Consider the following 17,454-nt stretch of genomic DNA (forward strand, 5'->3'; position numbering starts at 1 on the left):
ACGGGTGACCATGCGGGACAGACCTACAGCCAGGGAGAAGCTGACGATAAGCTTTCACCAACGGAAAGACTCGTCATAGGCCGAACCTCCCCGGATTGGTCAGCCGATATGCCAGTAGGATATGCGCAGAGTTCTTATGAAACATTACTCAACTACACTTTCTATATTTTGTTTCTCAAACCAACTCTCAACCGTGTTCAGGGCTCCGGGAGAAAGCTGCTGGGTAAACAGAAGAGCGAGTCGTCTTTTTGGTCTAGAGCATGCAACGTAAAAAAGGTTTCTGTTATTTTCAAAAGTTGCGCGGTCCTTTTCGCTCAGCGTGTCCTGTTTGGGGACATTTTCGAGCATTTTCCCAAAATTGTATTTGTTCCAACCTCGACCAACTATGACCAGAACATTTTCGAACTCAGCACCTTTTACACCATGTTTCGTCTCGAATGGCGAATGCCCCTCAAGGTAGTTGGTAACGGATATAATCTCCTGATATGGAATATCATGAAGTTTCCGTACCTCCATCAGTGAACGAGGCATTTCTTCCCCATCTGATGGATCGAAAGTTTCGAGCCGCAGCTCTATTTTCTCCACTGCATCGGCAAGCCGGGGAATTCGGAATTCCCGCAAATGCGCAACTACATCGGCGACAGTGCCAGTCTGTCGGATTTCGAGTAGGCGCGTCATGGAGTCCGACCAATCCTTTTTGTCAGCGGCCTTTAGTAAATAGCTTTTACTCGCCCCCAGCGCCGCGAACATCTCTCCATACCGTTTTGCTGCAAAAGCTCGACAAGCGGGCTCCAAGTGATCGACAAAGAACGCGATATGGGCCTGCTCCTTCTTCGTGAAGGAATTATTGTCCCGAAAAACGCTTGCTAAACTGCTATAGCCCTGCTGTTTACCTAGCGCCCGGTGAGTGAGCATGAGGATCTTAGTCCTTTCGGCCGACAGGTCCCAACCTGCTTTGGTGAGGCGGCTCTTTACTTCGGAGATTGTGTTGTTGGCAGCATCGTCCGGCAAATCGCCGCCGTAATGTGGCCCCTTGAGCCTGATGCCCGGCCACTCGTTCGTATGGAATATACGCACCTCACCACGAACGTCTGGATCGAGGACGAACTGCTTGAGCTCCGGTCTCATACGGTTGAGACAATCGACAACGGCGGACGCAGACCGGAAATTGGCTTGCTTTCCTATCTCCGTTATCGTGGTGTCTACCAGCTCGCCGCAGCCATCTCCATAAATCTTTTGCCAGTGATCTCCGAAAAAGCCGAATAGCGGCGGCCCGCCCTTGCCAAAAAAATGTTCGCGTATCGCTGCAATCCAATCTGCATTTGTATCTTGGTATTCGTCGATCAGGATGACTGGATACCGGTAACGAAAGATGTTTCTGAACTTCTCATAGCCAAGCAATCGTATGGTCAGGGGTAGAACATCGTTGTGGTGAATCGAGATAGCCTCGTCCGTGATGCCGCGATAGCCAAGTGAATATTCAATCCTCCGAGATCCTGGGCCACCAGCTTCTTTAAGACGTTCTTCCCATGGATCGCTAGACCATCCTTCAAGCTCCTGCAAGTGAACGCGCAACTGAGACTGAAAGCCGGAAATTACAGACCAGCAGAAGGCATGGATGGTGTCGCAGTGAATAAGCGGGCTGCGATCGGTCCGTGCCTTGATTTCCTCCTTTGCGACATTTGTAAAAGTAATGCAAGCAATACGCTGATTGAGGCGTGGAAGGCGTTCGCCTTCCCGTTTGATGAGAAACTGCAATGCTTTGACCAGCGAATAGGTCTTACCAGCCCCGGCACCCGCCTCCAGCTTGAAACTATTCGACTTCTCGATGGCCTCGCGAACCGCAGTAAGTGCACGTTCGCTGGCTTCCTCGGCAGGTGATAACTCAGTGGGTTCAGTCATTGGCGGATTCCTCCGCAATATCCTCTGAGACAACAGTGGCTTCCGGTGGCACTGGGACGGTGGGTGGTGCTACGAAACCTCTGGCGAGCCAGGCAAGCCCGTCATTGATATATTTCGGAATGTTCCAGTCCGTATCGTCGATCGCGTATTGCAGAGCAAAAGCAGACTTCTTGAATGTTTCGGCTTTTGCAAGGGCGTCTCCGGCGAGGGCTTCGGGCGTGTCGCCGCTTACCCCGAATTTTGCGTCATTTGCCAGCAGAAAAGCATCCTCGAAAGTTCTGCCGCAGGGACCATCATTCACTTCCCGGCATTGGTACGCGATCCTAATGCGCCCTCTGATTTGTTCTTCATCGGATTTTTCAAGCAGATCATTGGGAACGTTGGGCCCACCGCCAAACCATGAATTGATACAGGCATTGCTGGTGGCGTTTGCTTCATGCACGAGACACTTTTTTCCTCCGACGTCAGTGACAGGGTCAAGGTCGGTTACGATGAGCGTTTGCAGCTCCAAGAAATTTAAAAGATCGAAGAACTTATGCGCATAGGCACCTCCAACCTCCATGATGGTTAAGTACTGACTGCGAAGCTTCGGTCCCGACGTGTCGGCTTTGTCTCGCTTTTTGATCATGATTGGCAACATGAGCCGCTCGCTGGTGCCTTCGATCAGTATCGCTTTGTCCGCAAAGAACAGATCGCAGCGCGTCAGGGTAAGATACTGGTGGAGGAACTTCTTGTCTTCGGGCTTAGTGCTAGACATTCCTCGGCGCAGGTCCTTGATTTTGGTATTCCAGATGGTCGACCTATCATTGGCCGGTGAAGGCAGGAAATACCGGATCGATTCAAAATGCGCTTCGTTTGCGATATGAGACGAGTGAGTCGAAACCAGGAACTGGACAGGCCACTCCGGATCCTTTTCATGTTCCTTGTTTAACTTTTCGACGATCGCGCCAATCTGGCGAATAAAAACTTCCTGCATCTGGGGATGCAAATGAGCTTCTGGTTCCTCAATAAAGACGATGTGGACTCCGGGGGCGTGGGCCTGCGCCCGGAATTCACGATAAAAACTGACTATCTGTAGCAAGATAAATATCAGGTTTCGCATACCAAGACCGTTATAGGATTCGGGCAAAAGGACGCCGCTATCCCCTTCGTAGCGGATCTTTGTATGGTTCGTCAGAAGACGATGAACATCGAGTGACGTCTCTGTCGTCAGCACGGATCCACCCAATCCAGGGTAGCCAAAGGTTTGCAAAGTAGGTAGCAATTGTTGCAATTGGCTGCGAAAATCGCTGTCGATAGTTTCTTGAATTGTGCGAACAGCTTCCTCAAGCTGTTCGGCTATTTTGCGCTCCTTCTCATCCGCGGTATCCAGTGATGCGTTATTGAACAATCCTTCCAGCACCTTGGCGAGAACATCGCTTTCCTTGGTGGTGATATCGTCAAGGCCACGCTGTGCGTTGATAAAGCCTGTTTTTAGCAAGGTCCTGACGGCGGCCTGAGAACTTTCTTTACGATTCGACGCATCATTAGGGTCTTCCGCCCAGACTTTAATGCCGTACAGATTGTGGATGCGCGCAGCGATTTCACGAAAGAACAGTTTCCGTGTCGCATCAGTGATTTCTTCAGGAAGTCCGTCGAACAGTCGGTTGATCGCTCCATCCATCGGCTCAAATCGCATTACAACGAGAGCTTCATCGCATGCCATATCAAGATCGACTATAAATTCGCCGAGTGGTCCAAGTCGCGGCTGTGCAGGGTTATAACGGAAGAACAAGCGCAGTTCGATAATTGGAAGAAGCGTGCGTATTTCTGATTCCTCCTTTCCTTCTCTCTCCGCCTTGAACGCTGCGCAGAACTCCTCATAACACTCGGTTGAGAAATCTTGAAGGTAAAATGTCGCGTTCTTGTCCGATGTGAATCGCCGAATGACTTCGGATAGGGATGTTTTGCCGCTGTTGTTCCTTCCCACAATTACAGAAGTCTCGCTTTCAAGAAAAAGTTCAACATCCCGAAGAAGACGGAAGTTCTTTATCTGTACGCGGTTTAGTTTCATAGTGCCTCCGTAGCGCGGCGCCGAAAATCTCTCAGTTCACCTGAGTTAACGTTCCACCTTCTCAATGGATCGAATGGCAGCGACTTGGAACCACTGGGCGCGCCCTGAAAACCATTTGGTCAGTGATGCCGTTACGCTGCTCATGTTATTCCCCCTCAGTTCCATTCGGCTTTTGTTTAATAAACGTTACCTCAAAGGCCTTGCTAGACCGAAACTGCTGCAACCGGTTGGCAAACGCGAAGGCTTCATTCATCTCGTAGTGCTGGAAGATGTCCAGCCCTCGATCCAGTGAAATCTTCCAGCCGTGATCTGTAACGATATGACGGGCGTGAATGGTGCCGCTTTCATCAAACTCCCAGGTGAAGTCGATGCCCACGGTGCGAGCGGATTCCTGGATCTTTTCAAAACTCTCGTCTTGTAGGTCACCCTTGAACTCGTCCCGGACGGTGACGAGGTGAACCGCCACTTCATCTTCCTCGGCCTTGTTCTTAACGATGGCTTCGAGAAACTCCATGAAATTTCGGACCTGGTAGAAAAGCCGGATGTAGGGGTCTGTGACGGTGATCCTGCTGGCGCCTTTCAGGTAGGCGCCAAACAAGCCGTCGAATGAGATACCCTTTTGGTTCTCCTGGAAAGTCAGGTGCTTTTCCTCCAGTACGGGCTCGGGGGCGCGAGGCTCTTTGGGCTCGCCACCTTTAACGTCTGCTGCTGGCTCGGGCGCTCCCCCCCCGTCATCAGGGGTGGACACCGTCTGGTGGTAGTAGCCTGGGTACTCTTCCTCCTCAAGTGTGGTGACCAGCGTTTCCTTGCCTTCCTGGTCCTGATAGGAAAAGCGTACTTCACCGTAGGTGGTATCAATCCGCTGTAACTGGTCCTTGACCCGCTTGCGCCCCTCGATGGCAAAACGCAGCACTTCTTCAACCTCATCCCTGGTTGCTCCGCCCTGGGGGAACAGGATCTTCATCAAGCCGGAAAAGGTCTTATTGATACCGTCCCGGTCACGGGTCGAGATATCCGAAGAAAGGGTAAAGTACTCCCGGTACTGATCGGAATAATCGTAGTTCCGCATCGAGCGCAGGATTTCTGCGAGGTAGTCCACCACGAAGCCATAGCCGTCGGAGAACATCTCGCCCCGGATGATATCGACCTCCCACCCCGGGATGTAGAAGTGGATTCGGTCCAGAAAGGCAGAATCGTAGAACTTGTCCGGCAGCTCATCGAACAGGTCCGAATGCTTCAGCATGTAAGGCACGGTATGCCGGGTGTTCCCCACGAACACCATGGACGCCTCGGCGCCCAGGGTTTCCACGCCCCTGGAGAAGGACTTGTTGGCCATGTAGTTCTTCATGATGTCGACCAGTGCTTTATCGACGCGTTTCTGCTTGCCGGCGAACTCGTCGAAGGCCACGCAATCCCAGTAGCCCACCAGGCCGATCTTGCCGCTGGAGTTATTCACAAACAGCTTGGGTACGGTGACTTCACCGCCGGATACCAGGATCCCATGGGGTGAGAACTCAGAGTAAACGTGGGATTTACCCGTCCCCTTGGGGCCAAGTTCAATAAGGTTGTAGTTCCGCTCGCAGAACGGAATCAATCGGACCAGTTGCGTCAGCTTGCTGCGCCGTCCGAACATCTCCGGGTTAAAGCCGATACTCTGTATCAGCAGGTCAATCCACTCATCGGTGCTGAACTGCTGCCGCGCGGCAACGTAGGCGTCGTAGTCGAAGTGCGATAGCTGAATCGGCTTGAGGGTGGACAGGATCCAGGGGCTGACGTTCTGGTCTTCAGAAAATACGTATTCGATGTCCGCGATGCACCAGACACCGCTCACCAACAGTTTGGGGTGGGCCTTCACGGTTCCCGAGTCCACCAATACCTTCTTGATCCCCAGGTTGGAAAACTGCGCTTCATAGGCGTCCGTCTTCTCATTCAGGGCCACACTGATCTTGTCGATGACCTTGTAGCGCCCTTTTTCCTTGATATTCGAGCGCACCAACCCGGCCTCGTTCCGGTGGACATAGTGCTTGGCCAGAATCTCCTTGACCGTCTCGATACCAGTCTGAATCGTGGCCTCGTCGTTAGTGGCGCAGTACTGGCCGAGCAGATACTCCAGCACGTATGAGGGGACGATGGCGTTGCCCTTGACCGTTTTCACCAGGTCTTTGCGCACCACCAACCCGGGGAAGTGTTCGTTGATCTTTTGGTCAAGCGTGCTCATTGGCTATAACCCTCAAAAATCAAAATCGCTGGTAAAGGACCGCCGCATCAAATACCTGAGCGACTTGTATTCCTTGTAGTGGGAGGTGCCGGCGTGCTGTTCTTCCAGCTTTAGGAAGACCTCCTGGCCGTTGGCCTCATCAGCCTTGCGGCTGAGCACGAAGCGCACCTGAAGCTCCCGCTCTCGGGGGTTCTCCGAGGTCAGGTCGAACGACAGCTCGTGACTATCCGAGATCAGTTCCCCTGACTGGGTGTAAATTCCGGCCCGCAGGTGGCGAGGCTGTACTTTCTCGGTAACCGGTCCGGACTGATACAAGGTGACGGCCAGTTGGCCGGAAGTGATCACCGAGCTGGCCCCACGCAGGATGTCCACCTCAACGGCGCTGACATCACTCTGGCGCTTCTTGTTAACCTTCAGGACCGGAATCACAACCTCCTGAAGGGATGCGCCGCCATGCACAAAGCGGCTGCCAGAGCCTTTAAGGCGCAGCCGGTTGATGGACTTGGGAATCTGCACTTCCATATCGCCATCCAGCCCAAGCTGCTCGGACGAGAAGTGATGGAACGCCGGAGAGGCGGACAGCCCCTTACCCAGCACGAACCGACGGTCCCGGTAGCGAATATCATCGCCAGAAACGGCGTCGCCCAGGAAGTCACTCTCATCCAGCTCACGGTTCTGGTAAATAAAGCCATGGTCAGCGGTGATCAGCAGGTTATTGGCGTTGGCCGCCGTGAGCTTCTTGATCAGACGAATCAGGTCATCCAGGGTTTGTTCTGCGGCTTCAAAGGCCTGCCCCTCTGAATGCATCTTGTCGCCGGTGTGATCGATGCGGTTGTGGTAGATGTACAGCACATCATTACCTTTGAGCAGCTCACGGCTGTCTTCCCGGTTGAGCTGCATAAAATCCTCCGCCTTGACGGCCTGGCCCCGCCCATCCAGGGCGGCCTGCAGGATTTTGGTACGGTTGACCGTGCCCTGTGAGCTTTGGCCATCCACCAGTACCGTGCCGGTATCGTTGTCGGCGATCACCAAGGACTTGTTGGGCAGCAGCGCCGCCATACCGAGCTGGGTATAGCTGGGCAGGGTCGAGAGTGCCGGCTCGAGCTCCGCGCTGTAGCGATCTTCCTGCCGGATAAGGCCCAGCAGCTCGTCACCAATCTCGTAGCGCATGGCGTCGGAAATGATCACACAGATCCGCTTGTCCTTGCGCAGGTACGGGCGAACCCAGTGCTCGAAAAAGGCCTTTTGCTGAACGACCGGATAGGCCTCCCAGCGCGGCGCGGCGTCCACGTGAACCTGGAAGCCGTCGCCCAGCTTGAGCAGATAGTTGTTGGAATACAGGTTCTCCACCTGCTCACTGAGCTCGCCCATTAACGATGCCTGGCCGGACATACGCACATGGTAGGTAAACTTGCGGTAGAGCTGATCCAACTGATACCAGGAGCGGCTGTATCTCTGAACACCGTCGGAGAGGCTGTCCATGATGAGACGAGACTCACCGAGCTTCTGGACAAAACGGGCCGCAAACTCAATGGCCTCATACAGGTGGCGGAACTCCCCGTACCAGTGGCCCTGGCGCCGCTGCCGTACCCACAATGCCACATCGCCGCTGGTGACCGTGCGGCCAACCACCGCCCGCACTAGGTCACTGATAATCTTCTGGTCGATTAGCCGGAAGTAGTCCAGCTCAACCAGGTCCCGGAAGTCCCGCTTACCGAGATCCTGCTCAATGCCCAGGACCTCGGCACACTCGGCAGACAGGGTTTCAAACCCCTGCTCGAACTGCCGGCTGTCTTTCCAGCGTTTGAGGAACACCAGGGCGTCGCCGGTCAGTTTGACATCGCCATCGGTACCCATGGCGTAGCAGGACTTGAACAGCTCGATCACAAAGTCTCGCAGGCTGGGGGCACTGGCCTCGTAGCCGTAGAAACGGGTCAGTTGTTCCCACAGGAAGCTATCCAAGCCGCACCGTTCGATCAGCCTGATGCCATCATCGCGCTCTTCCGCCAGTTGCTGCAGCAGGGTTTCCACCACCGAGTCCATACGCGGCTCGCTACCGGCACAGACAGCCAGCATCTTCAGGCGCAGCTGGCCGGCAGTGTCGTCCGATTTCAGCAACTTCTTCAAAGCGTCTTTGCGCTTGATCGCCTGGAAAAATTCCGCGTGGGCCTGGGCCACCTCGGCGAACTCCAGGCCCAGCTCCAGTTCGGACAGCCAGATAGCCACCTGGTCAGTCCGGAACTCGCCGTGGGCCAGCTGTACGTCCAGCAACCAGTTATCCAGATCCTCCGGTTGCGGCCCTTCCTTGTACAGAAGAAACTTCTGTTCCGACGACTCACGCAGAACACGATATTTCAGGCCGTACTCGTTGTTCGTGATCTCCAGCTTCTCCACGTCCGGAATGGAAACCGCCTCGAAGTCACCGCGCAGCTCGTGTTTGGTGTCGTACCAAAACACGATGCGGTGCTTATCGAACAGTCGGCTCAATGCCTGGCTAATACGATCACTCATTGGCTTAACCCGGTAATCTTCTTCAAAGCGTCGCCAAATTTCGGATAATTGGTCTTCACCCCGTCATCGAGATCGATTTCCACCTGCTCGGTAGCCAGGGGATAAAGTACATCCCGCTCGTAGTCATCCAATTCGGCTAGGATTTTGTTGATCTTCTCGATCTCTTTCAGGGCCTTGGTCTTATCACCCTGGGAGGCCCCGGCGCTGATACTGACGGCCTCCAGATGGTTCTTCCGGGCTTGCAGCTTCTCGTCTTTGAAATCCCGCAGGTACTCCAACACCGTGCCCACGGTGTGGGGCTGGTAGCGGTGCATGTAGATCAGCGCGTTGAATGAGCCCTTGGGAGAGGAGAACAGCCAGTAGATGGGCCGTTTCTTGTAACGGCGCACGTGGTCGTTGTAGAAGTCCTTCAGGAAGTACTTGCGGATGTCCTTGCCTAGTGCCTGCTCGACAAAGCGGAGGTTTTCCTCATAGTGCTCTTCGCCAAAGGCGATGCGCAGGAATTCACGGAAGCGCTCAGTGATGTCGTCGGTGAACCAGTCGCCATCGAGCATGGGGATGACATTATCCTCATCAGCCGGAAAGCTTGGCTCCGGGATCTGCTTCAGGTAGTCCTCAATGGTCTCGCCCTGATTGGCCAGTATCAGCCCCGGTTTGTCCAGCGCGTAGCGTCCAAGCATGCAGCCTACGGCGTAGGAAACCAACTCGCGCATGGTGTCGGCCAGCAGCAGCGTTTCCAGCTCATCCTCGCTCTTGTTGTTACCGTAGCGATAGTAAGGATTGCAGGTAAGGGTGATCTCCTCCAGCGGTACATCTGCTGTCAGCTCATCCTGCAGTCCATAAGCGTCGATAAAGATGCGGTTGTTCTCTTCCTCCAAGGCTCGCATCTTGTCAGTCATGCCCAGCCAATGGGAGCGGAGCGTGGTATAGGTAGCCTCCAGCGTCTCTCCCCGGTGGTCGGGCGAGAGCAACGGAAGGGTAGTGAAATCCCAAGAGGTTTCATAGGCATCCCAGTCAGACCTGGCAAGTTCAATTGCTGAACTCCCAATTTGGGATGCGCTATCGGTAACAGCTTGCGTCTCAATCCAAGGAAGTTTCGAGATATGACCGCTTTGGAAGTCGAGCATTGGCGCTAGGACTTTCAAGAACTCGAAGGTGACTTTGCTATTCAAGAATGCAGCTATGGTTTCTGCGGGCTCCTTGTTGGTGAAAAGACAAGGGCCAGTAGATTCGAAAAGTTGACCTTCAGGGAAGTAGCGAAACGCCGTCGATCCACTTGAAACACGGGTCCAGCTAATACCGCGCTTAAAGTAATTATGCGAATTCCTGAGATTAGACTTAGGGAAATCCTTCAAATCTTTTCCGTTGTTGTTCCAGTCAGCAGTGAAATCATTGTTGCCATACCATTTCCGATATGGCCCTCCTTTTTGGCAAGGTATCCAGCGCGCACCCAGCCGCCCCACCTCATGCCATAGACGCAAAAAACGTCCATTATCTCCTGTGTCGAAACCCTTACCGATGTCGGCAATGGTGTCCAGGCTTTCCCCAACTTCAAAGACAGATCGCGCTTGAGATGTAGGCCAGTAGGCCAATGGGCTACCCGGAATCTTCCGGAACTCCCGTTGGGCGGCAGTAAATCGGTTGTAGCTATAATCAAGGAAGAGTTGGCGTATCTTTTCTGGTGCTCGTACATCGACATGCGCATCGAAAAGCCTTCGATAAACGCCTGCGCTTCTCTCTGATGGCGGATGATTGAGCGCGCAAAATGCAACAGTTCCAAAGTCAGAACCAAAAATCCCGCGCCCCAAATGAAGAAGTGAACTGATAGTGGAAGCTGACAGCAAGTGCTCGCGAAGCTTATCGAATGAACTTAAGAACATCCATGACGGGATGTTGATCATACCGAAAAAGCCACCGTCATTAGCCGCCAGAAGACTCCGCTCCATGAAAGCGGTCATTAGGTCGCTTTTACTTTTCGGATAATTCGCTTCCAGAAAAGTACGGAGGCTCTGATTCATCCCACCCCATCCCATATAAGGCGGATTGGCCACCACAACATGATATTGGGACGATAGAACCTCAGCCATGCGCAGCACCGCAACAACGCGCGTCTGAACCTCCTTCAGCAGTAGGTCGGAACCGAAATCACTCGCCTCTACCACCCGCAGCGCCCCAGCCGGATCGCATAACTTCGGCACGATCAGCGAGCCAAAGTTCTTTGTCTGCTCAAACTGCCCCAGAGTCTCGCGCAGTTCATCTGTGAAAAGATCCTTCCCCACCAGAGCAGCCACGTCGTGCATTTCGGCGTCGGTAAAGGCCACGTTCTCCAGAACGACAATATTCGGCTGAACCGGCTTTCGGAAGAACCGGCGCTGCTTTGCCCGAGCCTTCATGGTCAGAGCAAAAGCGGCGAGTTCACCGGCACGCTCGTCGATCTCAATACCATACAGGTTATGAGTCAGGACTTTAGCCGGAATATCGGTAGGTTCGTAGCCCTCCTCCTCGTAAATGGCATACAGCAAATCGAATGCATACGTCAGCATGTGTCCCGAGCCGCAGGCCGGGTCACAGACCTTGATCTCTTCCGGGCTATTGATCCGCAAAAAGTCGGTCTCGGGCTGCTCTTTACCATCCGCCGCAGGCGCTGGCTTGATGTAGTAATCCATCTGCTTGATCAAACTAGAGTTTGGCCGGTTGAGCATCCAGAGGCGGCCCAGTGAGTTCTCCACCAGATAACGCACAATCCAGTGTGGCGTGAACAGCTGGGTCGCCGCCGGGATATTTTCGGGAATAACCTTCTTGTTCTTCTTGAGATCAGCGAATACCTGGTCTTTCTTCTCGGAGATATAGAACTGATACAGCCAGCCGATCACCTCGACATCCTCACAGGCGTCCGGCGTCATGGCTTCGCGGGTATAGGCCAGGATCGAGTTTCCAGATAGCAGGTCATCTGGCATCAAAAGCTCGGTGTAATCGTCAATGCGCTCGAACAGGAACGGCATCGCGATGTACCAATAGTTACAGGCGCCTACGACCAGTAGGCGATAGGCTTCTCCTTGGGGATCCTGACTGGGTGTCTTTCCATCCAGCAGGGCGAAGATCTTTTGGCGGGTTGGCTCCGGCACCATTTCTTCATCGATATGGCCCATTTTGGCATCCGCCAGGATCTCGGGCTGGAACTGCCCCTCGGCGGGCGAGACCACGCCAATGCGGTTATATCGGTTCACGTCCATAAACCGCAGGGCTACGAGCCGGTTAAACCAGATATACGCCACCCGCTCGACAACCTGCTCTTTACCCTGCTCGGCTATCGCCTCTTCCAGCTTTTTAATCGCCTGTGGCCTTTCTCGCCGAGCGGGACTCTCTTCAGCCAATACCAGCTTGAGCTTGGCTGTGACCTGTTCGAGGAGGCTGCGACGAGCGAATTGGGCGAACTTTTTAAGTTTTGCGGTTTCCATGGAGACTACTGATCCTCGAACATCTTGCGCTGATTGTCTTCCACCCACTGATACCGAACCGGGCGATTTAACTTGGTCACCTTGTCATCCGCGACAGCCTGTTTTAACCATTCGTTAAGCTGGGTTTTGTGAAGCTGTGTAGTTTCCAGCAATTCATCAATGGTTTTTGGTGAGCCTGTTTCATTTCTAAGCAGCAGGAGAAAGTGGTCGTACAAGGAAAGCTGCGTAAGAGCTGTTTTTTCTTCGCATTGGTCACTCGAAACAGGCGAAGGTGTTGCGTGTTCCTGCTTTGGTGAAGGCTTGGAAGCGTCTTCAGCAGTCTCTTTGGCAACCTCATCCGACGCCACTTCGTTTTCTTCTTGTTGACCCGTATCAGCCAGAGGTTCGTTTATAATCACCTCGAGCACGGTTTCTGTCTGGTTTTGAGCAAATAAATCAGCACCCTGATCTGCAGATGAATCTGCGGTTCGCAGCAAGTGGTCAAGGTCGATTTCAGCGAGATTTTCAGGTAGCCATTTAGCGCCTTTTTGCACCAGTGTGGCATTGCCGGCCTCCGGGTCGTCGGTAGGCTTGATCCACATAGGTACCCAGTTGTGCTTTATGTTTTCTAGCACCCCGTTCCAGGTTCCACCTGAGGTTCCGGAATGCACGGCAATAGCCGCATCCGACAGGCAATAGATGTACTTGTTGCGCTGCATGGCATTGCCGGCATTGAAGCCGGCCTCGGGATAAAAAGGCGAGAGCAGAACCAGGTTGTTCGCCATCAGGTACTTTCTGTACTTTACGGAGGTAGCGACGCGCAGCAGGTCATTGGCGAGAATCCCAATTGCCGTACCTTCAGACTCAAGGGCACCCAGCATGGCGGCTTCATCGACGCCTTTTGCACCGCCGGATACGACAGATCGCCCATCGTTTGCGGACTTAGCTCCCATATCGCGGCTAAACTGAAGATCCGCATCAGAGGTCTTACGGGAGCCGATGACAGCAATGCCACCCTGGCTCAGGAGATTGCGGTTGCCGCATCCGAAAAAGACAGGGGGTGCATCATTGCCTAGGCGTGCTTTAAGACGTTTGGGGTAATCACTGTCTGAGCGCGTCAACACCCATAAGCCGGAGCGAGTCCATTTTTCCATCGCCATTGCCAGGGCGGACCCACGATTGAGCAGGGTTTGAACGCGGTCAGATGTAATCTTGGTGTCTGTCCATCCCGCCAGTTTTTGACTGAGGTCTCCAGTCAAGAGGTCCTCGGGGTACATCCCCTGGTTCTTCAACCAGAAGGCAAAACGCCCCCACTCTTTATTCGTGAGGGGCTTTGCTTCTGAGCTTGTTGACCTGGAAAAGTAGGCGGTCAGTAACAGGATTGCCTGTGTTTTAGCAGCGAGCATTCGTCAATCCCCCGTTGCAGAAGAAGCAAGAGCGACCGGATAGACTTCGCCACTGCCTTGTTGCCGAAGTAAGGCTGCCAGAACGGTCATGGTCCAACCGGAATCGACGACATCGTCCACCAATAGGACTGGGCCGGAAGGGAGGCCTGCATCAACCGCGAACACTCCATCCAGGTTGCTGCACTGGTGATAGCGGTTGTTCTGTAGTTTTTGTGGTTCGTTATCCTGCACTTTGGAGATTACCGGATGGAATGGCAGACCCAGTTTATTCGCCAGCCGCCGCGCAAACTCCGGCACCAATTCGGGGTGCTTGAGCGAGGGTACGCAGGTGACCCACTCAGGCCGTGGCGTTGGCTGCCAACGCTGCTGAATCATTTCCGCCATGGCGTCCACTAATTCATCCCGGAAATAGCCCCCATGTTTGTCCTGTTCGACGAAACCGCCCCATGCTGCGTCAGCCCACCGACTAAGTACTCTGCCTTCCTGCGCTCTGAGGTTTTGTGGCAGGTTCCCTCGCAATCCGTATTGCGGAAACCCATTGGCGGCCACTTGAACCTTGGGTTTGAAAACGAATTCTGAGTGGCGAAGGAACTGCGCTGCAGCAATGACTCTTTGGCGATCGGGCGAGGCACTGACCAGCGGCGCACCAAGACAGTTAGCGCACTTGCCACAGGGTTGCGCCTCCGGGTCATCAAGAGACCTTCGCAGATATTCCATCAAGCAGCCCGAAGTTGTCGTGTACTCCTGGATTTCTTGCCACTCCTGCTCTCGCATGTTCGTGAGCCGCTGGACTTGGTCATGATCTAGCTGGTAAGCAACCGGTGTTCTTGTCCATTGGCTGCCCGCTTTGTATACAGGCGCAGGGTTCTCCACGCTCAGAAATTTAAGGACTTTTTCGATTTGCCCTTTACGCATATTCAAGTGTTCTTCCAGTTTCGGTACAGATAAGCCATCACTGTCTTCGAGAACGGAAAGCACCTGGTTAATCTGGGGCTGATTCGGAAATGCGGAGCGACGGAAAAAGTCGTGAATACGCTCATCCTCCGCCCCTGAAAGCAGAATGCCGAGAGACTCGTCAATACCGCGTCCGGCCCGGCCTACTTGCTGGTAATAGGATACGATTGAGCCCGGTGTTTGGTAGTGAATAACGAAGTGAAGATCGGGTTTGTCGTAACCCATGCCCAATGCCGTCGTGGCTACAAGCACCTTCAGCTGATTGTTGAGCAGCAGATCTTCCAGATGCTCCCGGTACTGATCGGAGTTCTCGAAATCAGAATGCTCAATGCCGCTGTAGTAGGCCTTGGCATCAATTCCCTGACTCAACAGCCAGCTTTTTACCTGTTCTGCATCTCGCTTTGTAAGCACATAGACGATTCCAGCCCCCTGCAGAGTCGGTATTGTTTCTGACAGCCAGGCGAGACGACTTGCCTGATCTGCAAGGACAATGTTTTGAAGGGACAAGCTATCGCGAACCAAAGGGCCGCGGAGCACCTCAATATCACCCAACTGATCAACAACATCTGTGATGACCCGATCATTGGCTGTGGCCGTTGTACCTAATACCGGCATGTTGGGGGGCATCTGGCGCAAAATATTGAGCAGGCGACGATAATCCGGTCTAAAGTCGTGCCCCCAGTCCGAGATACAGTGCGCTTCATCCACAACCAATAACCCTACGTTATCCAGAATAGGATGGAGCGCTTGCTCAACAAACTGCTCGTTGGCCAGCTTTTCCGGTGAGATCAACAAACAATCCACCTGGTTTGTATGTACCTGCTGGATCAATGCTTCCGCTTGATCACGGTTGGTAGAGTTGATGGTGATCGCGTGAATACCCAGTCTTCGAGCTGATTCAATCTGATTACGCATCAAGGCCAGCAAAGGCGAGACAATGATGGTGGGCCCATAGCCCTGATCACGCATGATTCGGGTCGCTATGAAATAGACAGAGCTTTTGCCCCACCCGGTTCGTTGAACCACCAGTAGCTTTTGGCGCTGATTTACCAAAGCATCAATGGCTTCCCATTGGCCACTACGGAAGCTTGCGGCTGCGTTTCCCACCGCAGTACGCAGCAATGCTTCAGCATCGGTTCTGTTCATACGTCATCCTTATGTAGCGTTGGGAAGTCAATTCGCTCAAATATCACTATGGGGCTCGGCTCCAAACTATGGTGCTGACAGCACGAAAATACGCGCACCGCTCGTATCTGCTCGTATTTTTCGTGCGCCGCACGTATTTTATCAGCTTCGCTCATATCGGGTCCCCTTGCCCTGGCCTAACGGGCGTATCACGCCCTTGTCTTTCAAGCGGTTGAGCAGCCGAGTGGCCTGGAAAGGGCTGATATGGCACAGATCAGCGGCATCCGCTCGTTTGATGCTGCCGTGGGTATCGATGAAATTCAGCACCATCTGCTCTTGCTGGATAGGATCAAACCCTGCCTGGCGTACATAGGCGGCCTTTTGCCCCGCTCCTTGATATACCTTGGCGCTCAGGGTGTAGGTGCGGCCCTTGCCGGTGCCGTGGGCTTCCACCATGCCGGCTTCCACCAGTTTCTCCAGGGTGCCCCGGACCACGGTTTCGGGCTTTTGCACGGATTTGGCCAGGTCCGCTGTTCTCAAGCGCCGCTCATTGCGCAGCCGGGACAGGATAATCAGGCTGTCAATGGGCATGGCGGCGCCGGTCTGTTCCTCGCGCTCGACGATCATGCGCAGGAATTCGGCGTCTGCGTCTGCCGCGCTCATGCGCACGGAGACGGTATGTGCGGACGACATGGAGTAGTCGGGGGCGGTACGCCCGTAGCGGAGCATGCCCTCGAAGATCCGGTCGATGCCCCGGCCAGTGCGTTCGGCAAGGCCGATGCGCTTGATAATGTCAGCCAGCAAGGGGTTACGGGAGCGAGGGTCGGCCACCAGCAGGTTGTCCAGGTTGACGCCTTCCACAAATCCACCGGGATTGCTGATGCTCAGGCCGTCGTCGTCCAGTTTGACGTGTACGGCGCCCAGGGCGCTGTAGTCGCGGTGAACCAGGGCGTTTACGAAAGCTTCCCGGAAGGCCCGGCGGTCGAAGTTGGGGATGGGCACGCGAAACAGCCCAACCTGAATCTCCTCTTCCTCCACCCGGGCGCGAAACAGCACTTCGACCTCTTCAAAGGTCTCCAGCAGCGGTTTGCGGTAGAACTCATTGACCAGGACATCGGTACCGCGCAGCACCTGGAAGGCTACCTCGTGGGAGGGCAGGTGTTGCCGGAGCTGCATTTCGTTCCCCAGCAGCAACAGGCCTGCAACCGTGGGACGGCGGATGCCTCCCACGCTCACAGTCAGCCCCAGGGCGCCGTCCAGCTCATCGTCCGCCAGGGGCATCAGGCTCTGGTCGCCGCCGTACTTCTTGATGGCGTTGCGGATCCGGATGCGCTGAATCGGGTCCAGGTCTTCAACCGCCAGGTTTTCCACCGGCAAGGCCGAGGGGTCGGTTACCCCCAGGCTGGACTGGCGCTGAACAAACTCATGGGGGTAGAAGGGCACGGCCTCCGGAGTGCCGTCCATTCTCAGGCGCCGACGTTGCAGCAGACCATCCGAGGTGGACACCAGCTGCCGGGACTTGGGCACCTGGATCCTGGCAATAGGTTGCCCTTCCAGCTCCAGGGACTCAACGCGCACGGCCAGCGAGGGAATGGTCTTGTTGGCAATCAGCGCGGGCAGGCCGGCGAGGTTGCGGTGATTGGCATGCAGCCCAGTCGGGGTGCCATCGTCTTCAACACCCAGGAACAGGTCGCCGCCCTCGGTGTTGGCCAGGGCCACCACCGCGGCTACCAGGTCCCGGTCCGGCAGGCTTTTGACGTCGCTCTTGAACTCGACGGCGAGGCTCTCGCCGCCGCGAATGAGCGTCTGGATTTCCTGTTCGGCTTGGTGCATGGCTATCCCCAAGTT

At 54.5% G+C, this 17,454-nt stretch carries 8 protein-coding genes; all 8 read right to left on the reverse strand.

All coding sequences use genetic code 11. From position 1 onward, the window contains the following. Positions 1-144 precede the first annotated feature (144 nt). The 8 genes from YERSI8AC_RS24615 to YERSI8AC_RS24650 all read right to left on the reverse strand — a co-directional run bounded on the left by YERSI8AC_RS24615 (position 145) and on the right by YERSI8AC_RS24650 (position 17,439). A complete protein-coding gene (locus tag YERSI8AC_RS24615) occupies positions 145-1,902 on the reverse strand; it encodes a UvrD-helicase domain-containing protein (protein ID WP_159177824.1) in 1,758 nt (585 codons plus the stop codon). Further along, positions 1,895-3,955: an ATP-dependent nuclease gene (locus tag YERSI8AC_RS24620; RefSeq protein WP_159177825.1), complete on the reverse strand. Its 2,061-nt coding sequence runs from the start codon at positions 3,953-3,955 to the stop codon at positions 1,895-1,897. The genes YERSI8AC_RS24615 and YERSI8AC_RS24620 overlap by 8 nt, the downstream gene beginning before the upstream one ends. A gap of 145 nt (positions 3,956-4,100) precedes the next feature. Further along, positions 4,101-6,173 (reverse strand): BREX system Lon protease-like protein BrxL, encoded by a 2,073-nt coding sequence (gene brxL, locus YERSI8AC_RS24625; RefSeq protein WP_159177826.1) that lies wholly within the window; start codon positions 6,171-6,173, stop codon positions 4,101-4,103. A gap of 12 nt (positions 6,174-6,185) precedes the next feature. Continuing rightward, entirely contained in the window at positions 6,186-8,684 is a 2,499-nt protein-coding gene (pglZ, locus tag YERSI8AC_RS24630) for a BREX-1 system phosphatase PglZ type A (RefSeq protein ID WP_159177827.1), read from the reverse strand. Next, positions 8,681-12,142, reverse strand: a complete 3,462-nt coding sequence (pglX, locus tag YERSI8AC_RS24635; protein WP_159177828.1) for a BREX-1 system adenine-specific DNA-methyltransferase PglX — start codon at positions 12,140-12,142, stop codon at positions 8,681-8,683. Before pglX ends, pglZ begins: the two co-directional genes overlap by 4 nt. Before the next feature lie 5 nt (positions 12,143-12,147). Beyond that, the gene (locus YERSI8AC_RS24640; protein WP_159177829.1) at positions 12,148-13,527 is read right to left on the reverse strand and encodes a DNA-processing protein DprA; all 1,380 of its coding nucleotides are present in this window, start codon (positions 13,525-13,527) and stop codon (positions 12,148-12,150) included. 3 nt (positions 13,528-13,530) lie between these two features. Beyond that, the gene (locus tag YERSI8AC_RS24645) at positions 13,531-15,627 is read right to left on the reverse strand and encodes a RecQ family ATP-dependent DNA helicase (RefSeq protein ID WP_159177830.1); all 2,097 of its coding nucleotides are present in this window, start codon (positions 15,625-15,627) and stop codon (positions 13,531-13,533) included. Between the two features lie 141 nt (positions 15,628-15,768). Beyond that, positions 15,769-17,439, reverse strand: a complete 1,671-nt coding sequence (locus tag YERSI8AC_RS24650) for an ATP-binding protein (RefSeq protein WP_159177831.1) — start codon at positions 17,437-17,439, stop codon at positions 15,769-15,771. Positions 17,440-17,454: the final 15 nt, after the last annotated feature.

Source organism: Halomonas sp. 113, assembly GCF_904067645.1.
Lineage (GTDB): Bacteria > Pseudomonadota > Gammaproteobacteria > Pseudomonadales > Halomonadaceae > Vreelandella > Vreelandella titanicae.